7 protein-coding genes are annotated in these 11,661 nt (G+C 70.4%); 5 read left to right on the top strand and 2 right to left on the bottom strand.

Annotation, left to right across the window (positions count from 1 at the left end):
• Positions 1-41: 41 nt before the first annotated feature.
• Entirely contained in the window at positions 42-2,528 is a 2,487-nt protein-coding gene (locus WQ53_RS13625; protein WP_158497847.1) for an alpha-amylase family glycosyl hydrolase, read from the bottom strand.
• 372 nt (positions 2,529-2,900) lie between these two features.
• Between WQ53_RS13625 and WQ53_RS13620 the strand changes: the two genes are divergently transcribed.
• The gene (locus tag WQ53_RS13620) at positions 2,901-5,621 is read left to right on the top strand and encodes a TonB-dependent receptor (protein ID WP_052633263.1); all 2,721 of its coding nucleotides are present in this window, start codon (positions 2,901-2,903) and stop codon (positions 5,619-5,621) included.
• A gap of 132 nt (positions 5,622-5,753) precedes the next feature.
• Complete coding sequence (locus WQ53_RS13615; RefSeq protein ID WP_052633262.1) at positions 5,754-7,367, top strand: alpha-glucosidase family protein; 1,614 nt, start codon at positions 5,754-5,756, stop codon at positions 7,365-7,367.
• A 217-nt stretch (positions 7,368-7,584) separates the two neighbouring features.
• On the opposite strand, the gene WQ53_RS13610 is transcribed toward WQ53_RS13615, so the two are convergent.
• Entirely contained in the window at positions 7,585-8,457 is an 873-nt protein-coding gene (locus WQ53_RS13610) for an SDR family oxidoreductase (protein WP_052633261.1), read from the bottom strand.
• Positions 8,458-8,612: 155 nt separating this feature from the next.
• Here WQ53_RS13610 and WQ53_RS13605 point away from each other — a divergent pair, with 155 nt between their 5' ends.
• The 3 genes from WQ53_RS13605 (at position 8,613) to WQ53_RS13595 (ending at position 11,126) form a co-directional block, all read left to right on the top strand.
• Complete coding sequence (locus tag WQ53_RS13605) at positions 8,613-9,740, top strand: DUF3182 family protein (RefSeq protein ID WP_052633260.1); 1,128 nt, start codon at positions 8,613-8,615, stop codon at positions 9,738-9,740.
• A gap of 9 nt (positions 9,741-9,749) precedes the next feature.
• Positions 9,750-10,559, top strand: a complete 810-nt coding sequence (locus WQ53_RS13600; protein ID WP_052633259.1) for an alpha/beta hydrolase family protein — start codon at positions 9,750-9,752, stop codon at positions 10,557-10,559.
• Positions 10,560-10,721: 162 nt separating this feature from the next.
• Positions 10,722-11,126, top strand: coding sequence for an HU family DNA-binding protein (locus WQ53_RS13595; protein ID WP_052633258.1), 405 nt, complete (start codon positions 10,722-10,724; stop codon positions 11,124-11,126).
• The last annotated feature ends 535 nt before the right edge of the window (positions 11,127-11,661 follow it).

The following is an 11,661-nucleotide window of genomic DNA, read 5'->3' as shown; positions in this document are numbered from 1 at the left end:
ATCGTGGGCAAGCCCGGCTCCTACAACCTCGAACCAGCAACTCAGGGCAATATGATCCGCAGGTCGTCCATCACCTTCGGCTCGCCCGCCTCGCCGCCGCCGAAGATGTGCCCGCCCGGCTGCGGCGCCAGCGCCCGGTAGCCGCCATCGTAGTCCCAGGTGGTGACGTACAGCTGCGCGCCCGACAGCGTTTGCGGCCGGCCGATCGCGTCGGCGGGCAGGACCAGGGTGAGCGTGCCGCGTTCGCGATCCACCTGCAGGCGCGCCGCCACCGGCGCCGGCGTGCCCTCGGCTTCGGCTCCGGCGCCTTCGCTGGAGAACAGCGCGTTGCTCCAGCCGCCGGCACGCAGGCGGTAATGCCAGCGCATGCCCGCGGGCAGCGTCGCGTTCTGCATCGGCATGACCGTGGCGCCGTCCCCGCGCCCGGGCAACTGCAGGTAGGCGGTGACAGCCAGGTGATCGAAGCCGTTGGGCGGATTCCAGTCGGCGACCAGGTCGCGCAGGCGCAGCTCGATCTTCAGCGAGCCGCCGGAGGCATGCACCGCGGCGCCGAGCAGGTCCAGCGTATGCCGCCGGCTCCAGCTGGAATCCGTCGGATAGCGGTAGCGGCCGTCGGGCCCGCGGTCGTCGCCGGCGGGATCGTCCACCCGCGCCAGTTCTCGCCATTGCCGCTGCACGCGGAAGCGTTGCGGCGCCGAGGCCAGCGCCGACGATGGCGACCAGGCCACCAGCATGTGCGCGGCCTGCGGGTCGACCAGGCTGGCGGTGTCGAGCGTGGCCTGCCAGCGTCCATCGCTGCCGACCGCCACTTCGGCCGCGTTGTCCAGGTCGCCGTCCAGCACCAGCCACAGCCGCGACAGGCCGTGCGCGCTGCCGCTCACCGGCAGCCGGTCGTCCACCTGTGGCGGCAGGGCATCCAGCGCGATCCACGCGGCCGGCGCCGGCAGCGGTGGCGCCGCGGCCGCGCTCGCAACGGCCCGCCATACCAGCCCGACGCGCGGCGCCAGCACCAGGTCCAGGCGCCCGTCGGCATCCACCTCCTGCGGCGAAGCCTCACCGTCGATGGCGAACAGCGGTTCCAGCCGCGTGCCCGCCGGCAGGCCGGTTTCCAGCCGTGCCAGCAGCGCCGGCCGGTCGGAGCTATTGAACACGACCAGGGCGCTGCGCCCGTCGTGGTCCATGCGCCAGGCCAGCGCGCCCGGCGTGGCGGCGTTTCCGGCCAGCACCGTGGGCACGCCGCGCGAGAACAGCCGGTCGCCGCGGCGCAGCGCGATCGCGCGCTGCAGGTAGCGGTACAGCGGTGCACCGGGATCGAAACGGTCGCGCCCGCCGCTGCCGTAGCCGCCGGCGAACATCGCGTCGCGCTGCCCGGTGAAGCCCTGTTCGGTGCCGTAGTAGATCGTGGGGATGCCCGGCAGGGCCATGATCGCCAGCAGCGCCTGCTTCAGCCCCGCCTCGCCGCCGCCGGCCAGGAAACGGTCGACGTCGTGGTTGTCGACGAAGGTCGGCATCAGGTGCGGGCGCGCGTGCACCGCCATTGTGCTGGCGATGCGGTGGCCCAGCTCAGCCGGCGGATGGCCGCGGGCGAACACGTCACCGAGGGTGCCGTACAGCGGGAAGTTGATCATGCCGGGCAGCAGCGGATCGCCCTGCGGATCGGTCGCGTAGCGCTCGACCTTGCGCGCGGCGGCATCGCCGTACGGCCGGTCGATCGCGAAGCCCTCGCCGAACACGTGGAAATCAGGACGCCCCGCGCGCCGCGCCGCCTCCATGATCCCAGGCGCCTCCGGATCGTCGGCATGCAGGAAATCGCGGAAGTACTCCTCCGGCACGTAGAACACGGTGTCGATTCGCAGGGCGTCCACGCCGACCCGCGCGATCCACTCGCCGTAGATGCGGCGCAGCGCGCGGCGCACCTCGGGGTTCTCGGTGTTGAGGTCGTCCAGTCCGGCCAGCTGGAAGTCCAGCTCCTGCCGGCGCTGGCCGAAATCGGCGATGTCCGGCGTCCAGTGGTAGACGGCGGCGGCGCGGTCGCCGGGATCGCGCGCGTCGTTGCGGTCGAACGGCGGCTGCGACGGCGCCAGCCGGCCGCGGTCGTCGGGATGGCGGGCGAACCCGCGCTCCGGCGCATCGGCCGACCACCCGTCCGCGTAGCCGAAAAAATCGGCGGTGTGGTTGACCACCACGTCCTGCACCAGCGACATGCCGCAGGCGTGCAGCGCGTCGGCCAGCGCGCGGTAGTCGGCGATGTCGCCGTAGTGCGCATCGACCGAGGAGAAGTCCTCGGCCCAGTAACCGTGGTAGCCACCGTACTGCGCGCGCGGATTCCACCACTGGTTGGCGACCGGCGGCGTGATCCACAGCGCGGTCGCGCCCAGGCCTTGAATGTAGTCCAGGCGCCGCTGCAGGCCGCGCAGATCGCCGCCGCTCCAGCGCGCGTTGTCGGCCGGATCGTATTCACCGGCGCCTTGGTCGTTGTTGGCCGGATCGCCGTCGTCGAAGCGGTCGATCATTGCGAAGTAGATCACCTGGTCGCGCCAGTCAGGCGCCTCCTGCGCCTGTGTGGCACAGCGAGGCGCCGGCGCCTGCGCGGCGGACCACGCCACGGCGGGCAGGCACAGCATCGCACTGCAGCATGCGGCACGCATGCGCCATCGGCTCGCTCGCATCGGCACTCCCTCCGCTCCGGCGTGGAGTATTCCATCGCGCGTGCGCATGCGACGGCAGGCTGGCGGGGTTTGGCCATGAATACGTATGCAGGGATCTTCCCGGCGCACGAGCCGCGCCTACCATAGCCACGCACCGTCACGCCGCCATCGGCGCATCAACGCGACCACAAAACACGGCGCGGCAGCACACACAAAAACCCGAGATTCACCGACATTACCTGGGAGGGGAAAATGTTGAACATGCAGCGCAACCTGCTGAGCGTGGCGCTCGCGTCGGCGATCACGCTGACCGCCACCGGCGTGCAGGCCCAGACCGCCAACGAACAGCCCGACGCGGTCGATCTGGACACGGTCGTGGTCACCGGCATCCGCGCCGGCATCGAGGGCGCGATTTCGACCAAGCGCGACTCCACTTCCATCGTCGAGGCGATCTCGGCCGAGGACATCGGCAAGCTGCCGGACGTGAGCATCGCCGAATCGATCGCCCGCCTGCCCGGCCTGGCCGCGCAGCGCGTGGCCGGCCGCGCCCAGGTGATCAGCGTGCGCGGCCTGTCGCCCGACTTCTCCACCACGCTGCTCAACGGCCGCGAGATGGTCAGCACCGGCGACAACCGCAGCGTCGAGTTCGACCAGTACCCCTCGGAACTGGTCAACGGCGTGACCGTGTACAAGACCCCCGACGCGGCGCTGATCGGCCAGGGCCTGTCCGGCACGATCGACATGCAGACCATCCGGCCGCTCAGCTACGACGGCTCGGCGGTGATGGTGGGCGCGCGCTACCAGCGCAATTCGCTCGGCGACGCCGCCAACTCCGACGCCGACGGCCACCGCATCAACGCCACCTGGATCGGCAAGTTCGCCGACGACACCTTCGGCGTGGCGATCGGCTTCTCGCGCTCCAACAGCGCGATCCAGGAGAACCAAGTCGGCCTGTACGAGCCCTGGCAGGCGATCGGCGACGGCTGGCGTCCCGGCGTGCCCGCCGGCACCTACTACTCCGACGGCATCAAGGCACTGCGCCGCACCGGCCACGTCGACCGCGACGGCGTCATGGCCACCCTGCAGTTCCGTCCGTCCAACGCCTGGACCAGCACCCTGGACCTGTTCTACTCGAAGGCCGAGCAGGAAGACACCGCCAACCAGTTCGAGGTCCACATCGGCGACTACAACGGCGGATTCGACCGGCTGCAGGTCACCAATCCGGTGATCAACGGCAACGGCACCTTCACCGGGGGCGTGGCCAACAACGTGTACCCGCTGGTGCGCGGCATGTACAACCTGCGCGAGGACAAGATCAACGCGTTCGGCTGGGCCAACGAGTTCAACGTCGGCCAGGCCACGATCGTCGCCGACGTCGGCTACTCCAAGGCCGAGCGCGACGAGCTGAACCTCGAGAACAACCTGCAGCTCTACCCGATGCCGCAGCTCGACTCGGTGACCCTGGACTTCTCCGGCTCCGGCTTCTCGCAACTCACCCCGGGCCGCGACTATTCCGATCCGAGCACCCTGTACCTGAACAACACCATCTACGGCTCCGGGTACGGCAAGACGCCGCGCGTGGAAGACGAGCTGAAGACCTTCAAGCTGGCCGGCACCTTCCCGGGTGGCAGCTGGTTCTCCGGCATCGACGTCGGCCTGAACTACGCCGACCGCGAGAAGAGCAAGCGCCAGCCCGAGGGCCCGATCGAACTCGGCGCGCAGGGCCCGACCCCGATCGCACAGGACCTGCAGTACGGCCGGGTCAACCTGGGCTTCGCCGGCGTCGGCTACATCCCGTCGTGGAACGTGCCGGCCGCGGTCGATCGCTACATGACCTTCGAGCCCACCGAGAACGAGCCGTGGCTGATCCCCAAGGCCTGGACGGTCAACGAGGAGATCACTACCGGCTTCGTCCGCGCCAACCTCGACACCGAGTGGGGCAGCGTGCCGGTCACCGGCAACATCGGCGTGCAGGTCCAGCGCGTGGACCAGTCCTCCAACGCCAACATCTGGGACGGCACCCAGCCGGCGGGCCAGGAAGTGCGCCCGGTCGAAGGCGGCAAGACCTACACCGACGTGCTGCCCAGCCTGAACCTGGCGTTCTCCTTCGCCCACGAGCAGATGCTGCGCTTCGCCGTGGCCCAGCAGGTGGCGCGGCCGCGCGTGGACCAGATGCGCGCGTCGCTGGAGTTCGGCGTAAACCCCGCCACCGGCCGTCCCGGTGGCGCCGGCGGCAACCCGGAGCTGGAGCCGTGGCGCGCCAACGCGGTCGACCTCTCCTACGAGAAGTACTTCGGCACCAAGGCCTACGTCGCCGCCGCGGTCTTCTACAAGGACCTGAAGAGCTACATCTACACCCAGACCCGCGACGACTACGACTTCTCCGACCTGGTGGCCGACTACGTGCCGCCGCCGGGCACCCAGCCGGCGCAGAACATCGGCGACTTCACCCAGCCCATGAACGGCGAGGGCGGACGCCTGAGCGGCCTGGAGCTGACCGCGTCGCTGCCGTTCGAACTGTTCAGCGACACGCTGCGCGGCTTCGGCGTGGTGGCCAGCGCCAGCTTCTTCGACAGCGACATCCAGATCCTCGACCCGGAAAGCGCCTCGAGCGTGGGCGACGATCCGATCAGCCTGCCGGGCCTGTCCGACCGCGTGTACAACTGGACCCTGTACTACGAGCGCAACGGCTTCGAGGCGCGCGTGAACCAGCGCCGGCGTTCGGACTTCATCGGCGAGATCGGCAACTTCGCCGGCAACCGCACGCTGCGCTACGTGGTCGGCGAGAACATCACCGATGCGCAGGTCAGCTACTCGTTCGGCAGCGGCAGCCTGTCCGGCATGACCCTGCTGCTGCAGGCCAGCAACCTGACCAACGAGTCGTACCAGACCTACGCCGGCAGCAAGGATCGTCCGCTGGAACACATCGAGTGGGGCCGCACCCTCCTGCTCGGCGTGAACTACCGCTTCTGATCCCCCCTCCCCGCCGCGCCCGCGGCGGGGCTTCCGCCGCGCCGCCCTGCAACGGCGCGGCGGCCTTCTTTTTCCCCTGTTCGTGGGAGTCCGCTGGGAGCGCGGCTCCCGGCCAGACCGGAACGGAACCCGATGAACCAGTCCCCGTGGTGGCGCGGCGCCGTCATCTACCAGATCTACCCGCGCAGCTTCCTGGACACCGACGGCGACGGCGTGGGCGACCTGCCCGGCATCGTCGACCGGCTCGATTACGTGGCCTCGCTGGGCGTGGACGCGATCTGGATCTCGCCGTTCTTCAAGTCGCCGATGGCCGACTTCGGCTACGACATCGCCGACCAGCGCGCGGTCGATCCCCTGTTCGGCACGCTGGAGGACTTCGACCGGCTGCTGGCCAAGGCGCACCGGCTCGGGCTGAAGGTGATGATCGACCAGGTCTTCAGCCACACCTCCGACCAGCACGACTGGTTCCGCGAGAGCCGGCAGAGCCGCGACAACCCGAAGGCCGACTGGTACGTGTGGGCCGACGCGCGCGAGGACGGCACCCCGCCCAACAACTGGATGTCGCTGTTCGGCGGCGTGGCCTGGCGCTGGGAGCCGCGGCGCTGCCAGTACTACCTGCACAACTTCCTGTCCTCGCAGCCGGACCTGAACTTCCACAATCCCGACGTGCAGCAGGCCACGCTGGACTACGTCCAGTTCTGGCTGGACCGCGGCGTGGACGGCTTCCGCCTGGACTCGATCAACTTCTGCTTCCACGACGCCCGGCTGCGCGACAACCCCCCCAAGCCGGCGGACAAGCGCGTCGGCCGCGGCTTCAGCGCCGACAATCCGTATGCGTTCCAGTACCACTGGTACAACAACACCCAGCCGGAGAACCTGCCGTTCCTGGAACGCGTGCGCGCCCTGCTCGACCGCTACCCGGGCGCGGTGACCCTGGGCGAGATCTCCTCGGAGGACTCGCTGGCCACCACCGCCGAGTACACGTCGGGCAACCGCCTGCACATGGGCTACAGCTTCGAGCTGCTGGTCGACGACTTCAGCGCGGCCTACATCCGCGACACGGTCTCCAAGCTGGAGGCGGCGATGACCGAAGGCTGGCCGTGCTGGGCGGTGTCCAACCACGACGTGCGCCGCGCGGTGACCCGCTGGGGCGGCGCGAACCCGCCGCCGCAGCTGGCCAGGATGCTGGTGGCGATGGTCTGCTCGCTGCGTGGTTCGGTCTGCCTGTACCAGGGCGAGGAACTGGGCCTGCCGGAGGCCGAGGTGCCGTACGAGGCGCTGCAGGATCCATACGGCATCACCTTCTGGCCCAACTTCAAGGGCCGCGACGGCTGCCGCACGCCGATGCCGTGGACCGGCGAGGCCGATGCCGGCTTCAGCCGCGGCAAGCCTTGGCTGCCGGTGCCGGAGGCGCACCACGCGCTGTCGGTGGCCGCGCAGGACGCCGATCCGGACTCGGTACTCAACGCGTTCCGCGGCTTCATGCGCTGGCGCAAGGCGCAGCCGGCACTGGTCGCCGGCGGCATCGCCTTCCTGGACACGGCCGAGCCGGTGCTGGCGTTCGTCCGCGAGGGCAACGGGCAGACGCTGCTGGCCGCGTTCAACCTGTCGGCGTCGCCGGCCGAATTCGCGTTGCCGCCCGGCGCCTGGACGCCGGTGCACGGGCATGGCCTGCCCGCGGTTGCGGTGGACGACGGACGTACACGGCTGCCGGCCTACGGCGTGCTGTTCGCGCAAGCGGGCTGAGCCTGGTTGCGATCACGCAAATCGCGCCGCCAAGGACAGTTGCCGTCATCCCCGCGTAGGCGGGAAGCGCTTCATAGCAGCCGGATGGCTGATCATCCAGCGACTTCAAGCGTCAAAGGCAAGTCACTGGGTTGACCAGCCATGCGGCTGTTGAGAGGCGTTTCCGCCTGCGCGGGAAAGACGAGCAAGAGCAGAACCGTTTGGAACTCTCTAGAATTCAGGCAGCGATGAAGCTCCCGCCGTTGACGTGCAGCACCTGCCCGGTGACGAAGCTGGCATCGGCACTGGCCAGGTACACGTAGGCCGGCGCGACCTCGGCCGGCTGGCCCGGCCGCTTCATCAGCGTGTCGGAGCCGAATTCGGCGACCTCCTTCGGCTTGAACGAGGCCGGGATCAGCGGCGTCCAGATCGGCCCGGGCGCCACCGCATTCACCCGGATGCCGCGCTCGGCCAGCGACTGCGCCAGCGAGAAGGTCATCGCGTGGATCCCGCCCTTGGTCGAAGCGTAGTCCAGCAGGGTGGCGTGGCCGCGGGCGCCGGTGACCGAGCCGGTGTTGACGATGCAGCTGCCGCGGCGCAGGTGCGGCAGCGCCGCGTCGACCAGGTAGAAGAACGAGAACAGGTTGTTCTCGAAGGTCCGCCGGACCCGCTCGGGGGTGAGCTCCTCGGCCTCCTCCACCGGGTACTGCTGGGCATGGTTGTTGACCAGCACGTCGAGCCGGCCGAAGCGCGCAACCGTCCGCTCGACCAGCTGCCGGCAGCGTGCCGGGGTACGCAGGTCGATGCGCACCGCCAGGCACTCGCTGCCAGCAGCCTCGACCAGGCGTACGGTCTCGTCGGCGTCGCCGGACTCGCGCGGCGACAGGTAGGCGATCGCCACCTTCGCGCCCTCCAGGGCGAAGTGCACCGCCACCGCCTGGCCGATGCCGCTGTCGCCGCCGGTGACCAGCGCGACCTTGTCCTGCAGCCGGCCGCTGCCCCGATAGCCCTCGCGTACCACCACCGGCTGCGGCCGCATCGCCGACTGCACGCCCGGCTGGCGGCGCTGGCGCTGTGGCGGATTGACCCGCTTCTTCGCTTTCGCTGTCATCGCCGCGTGCTCCTCGGTTGGTCCGCGGCCAAGGTTAGGTGCCGACGCGTCGCCGCCCCGTGTGCGGCGCGCGAAGGAACCTTCATCGCGCCTTCGCAACCGTTTCACCCGCACCGCGGCAGCGTGCACTCGACCGCCACCGCCAGGACGCCGGCATGCCGCCGTTGCCCCCGCCCAGCGCGACGCCGCGCACCGTCCTGACCCTGTGCGCCGGCGGCGCGCCGCGGGACCCGCACGAACGCGCCACCCAGGTATGGATCGCGCAGCGCCTGGCCGCACTGACCGGCTGGGAATTCGGCGGCGAATACGACCCGCAGCGTCTGCTCGGCGCGGCAAGCCCGTACTTCGTTCCCGACGCGACCCTGACCACCGCGCAGGCGGCCCGGCTCGGCATCGAGGGCGAGCACGACCTGTTCGGCGGCGTAGTCCCGCACGCCTTCGTCGCCGACAAGGTCATCACCCATCCGCTGCCGGCGGCGGACTCCTACGCGCCGGAAGGCTGGGATCCGGCGCTCGCCCAGCGCCTGGCCGGCGCGGTGCTGCCCGGGTTCAGCGTGTTCGACCGCGAGGAGATCGAAGCGGCCGGCCTGCAGCTGCTGGCGCTCGGCGGGCCGATCCGGCTCAAGCAGGCGCAGGCGCGCGGCGGCCACGGCCAGCAACTGGTCGCCGACGCGGCAGCGTTGCACGCGGCGGTGGCCGCCCTGGATCCGGAGGCGGTGCGCCGCCATGGCGTGGTCCTGGAGCAGCACCTGGAACGCGCCACCACCTGCAGCGTCGGCGGGATCCGGGTGGCCGGCCTGCACCTGTCCTATCTCGGCACCCAGCACCAGACCACCAGCCGGGACGGCGCCGAGGTCTACGCCGGCTCCTGCCTGCGCGTGGTCCGCGGCGGGCTGGAGGCGCTGGACGCACTGGCCCGCGACCCGGTCGAGCGCACCGCGCTGCGCCATGCGCAACGCTACGAAGCGGCGGTGGAGGCGACCCATCCCGGCTTCTTCGCTTCGCGCCGCAACTATGACGTGGTCGCCGGCTACGACGCCGCGGGGCGCTGGCGCTGCGGCGTGCTGGAGCAATCCTGGCGCCCGGGCGGCGCATCGCCCGCGGAGATCGCGGCGCTGGCCATGTTCCTGGCCCCGGATCCACCACGGACGCTGGAAGTCTCCTGCCACGAGTCGCACGATCCGGCGCATCCGCCGCCGGCGCATGCGCAGGTGCACTACCACGATCCGTCGGCACCGCATGGACCGGTCCTCAAATACGCCGTCGTGACCTCCCCGGCGTAAGCTTCGCCCGTGGACATCCGGCTCGATCCCGTTGAAATCGCCGTGGACGACGCCCAGGTCTGCGGCACCGTGCTGTCGCCGGCGCCGGTCCTGCCGGGCGTGCTGTTCGTGCACGGCTGGGGCGGCAGCCAGGAACACGACCTGGGCCGCGCGCGCCAGGCGGCGGGCATCGGCTGCGTGTGCCTGACCTTCGACCTGCGCGGGCACGAGCGCACCGCCGCGCAGTGGGAGACGGTGAGCCGGCCGCAGAACCTGGAGGACCTGCTGGCCGCCTACGACTGGTTCGCCAGCCGGCCCAACGTCGATCCCGGCGCGATCGCCGTGGTCGGGATCAGCTACGGCGGCTACCTGGCGAGCCTGCTGACCGAGCAGCGCCCGGTGCGCTGGCTGGCGCTGCGTTCGCCGGCCATCTACAAGGACCAGGGCTGGGAACTGCCGAAGCGGCGCCTGCACGAGGACCCGGACCTGTACGCGTTCCGCCGCCGCCCGCTGCCGTGGCAGGAGAACCGCGCGCTGCGCGCGTGCCGGGCGTTCGCCGGCGACGTGCTGCTGGTCGAGGCCGAGTACGACGAGACCGTGCCGCACCCGGTGATCGACAACTACGCCACGGCCTTTTCCCGCGCCGGCTCGCTGACCCGGCGCCGCATCGCCGGCGCCGACCATGCCTTCTCCGGCAAGCCCGAACAGAAGGCCTACACCGACGTCCTGGTCGGCTGGCTGACGGAAATGGTGCGCGCGGCGCGCGAGCGGGAGGCCGGGGAAAAGGTCGCCGAGCGCAAGCGCGCACGGCGCGCGGAGGGCGTCGGCGCCGGCCGCTGAGCCGCCCGGAAGCGGTCCGGAGCCGTCCGGCCGCGACCGCCGGCGCCGTTTCCCGCGATTTTTCCCGGTTTTCCTCTTGGCGGCGGGCCGCGCATGGCCTACATTCGCCTTGCCGACACCGTCGGTGACCCAACCACCCATATCGAACGGAACAGGAAAGTTATGGCGAAGACCACCAAGAAGCCGGCCGCCAAGAAGGCCGCGCCGAAAGCGGCGAAGGCCGCTCCGAAGAAGGCGGCTCCGGCTGCCGCCAAGCCGCTGAAGGAAGTGCTGGGCAAGTCCGCCCTGGTCAAGCATCTGGCCGAAGCCAGTGGCGTCGCCGCCAAGGACGTCAAGGCCGTGCTGGCCGCGGTCGAGGACGCCGTTTCCGGCGCGATCAGCAAGAAGGGCGCGGGCAGCTTCACCCTGCCGGGCCTGTTCAAGGTCACCTCGGTCAAGGTTCCGGCCAAGCCGAAGCGCAAGGGCATCAACCCGTTCACCAAGGAAGAGCAGTGGTTCGCCGCCAAGCCGGCTTCGGTCAAGGTGAAGGTGCGTCCGCTGAAGAAGCTCAAGGACGCCGCGGCCTGATCCGCGCGGCCTGTTGAAGTTTCCCGCGGGGCGGCAGCGATGCCGCCCCGTTTTGTTTTGGCCCTCTCCAAACTCCGGGGAAGGCGGCTGGTCGCGGGTCTGCGGCAGGCGTCGTTGCGAAGCAAGGCGTCGGCTTCGGTGCGGCGGCGGTCAAGGCCTCGGAGCAAAAGCGCTGGCTTCGGCCGGGGCCGCCGTCCTGCCGGGGGATGGCTTACCCCTCGGTCGGGCATCCTGCCCTCAACTCGGGGCCGTGGCACATCCCTGTGCCACTTGCGCCATACCCCGGCAGGACGACGTCCTCGGGCGGCGTGGCGGTCGTGGCTTCTATTGCCTGGCGAAAAGACACCGCGATCTGACGGTTCCAGGCTTCCTGTAGGAGCCCAGCTTGCTGGCGACACGGGCGTCGGGAATCCCAGGGCGTCGCCTGTGCCGAGGTCGTCGCGTCGCCGGCTGAACCCGGCTCCTACAACAGCTGCGCCGCCGCTCTTCTGTAGGAGCTGACTTCAGTCGGCGACACGGGCGTCGGGATCACGAG

Source organism: Pseudoxanthomonas suwonensis (genome assembly GCF_000972865.1).
Taxonomy (GTDB): Bacteria; Pseudomonadota; Gammaproteobacteria; order Xanthomonadales; family Xanthomonadaceae; genus Pseudoxanthomonas; species Pseudoxanthomonas suwonensis_B.
This window is presented reverse-complemented; position numbering and strand designations above follow the sequence as displayed.

Bases quoted from the DNA above. Each gene is read 5' to 3' on its own strand.
- WQ53_RS13620 (WP_052633263.1), top strand. From the start codon at position 2,901: ATGTTGAACATGCAGCGCAACCTGCTGAGCGTGGCGCTCGCGTCGGCG.
- WQ53_RS13615 (WP_052633262.1), top strand. From the start codon at position 5,754: ATGAACCAGTCCCCGTGGTGGCGCGGCGCCGTCATCTACCAGATCTAC.
- WQ53_RS13610 (WP_052633261.1), bottom strand. From the start codon at position 8,457: ATGACAGCGAAAGCGAAGAAGCGGGTCAATCCGCCACAGCGCCAGCGC.
- WQ53_RS13605 (WP_052633260.1), top strand. From the start codon at position 8,613: ATGCCGCCGTTGCCCCCGCCCAGCGCGACGCCGCGCACCGTCCTGACC.
- WQ53_RS13595 (WP_052633258.1), top strand. From the start codon at position 10,722: ATGGCGAAGACCACCAAGAAGCCGGCCGCCAAGAAGGCCGCGCCGAAA.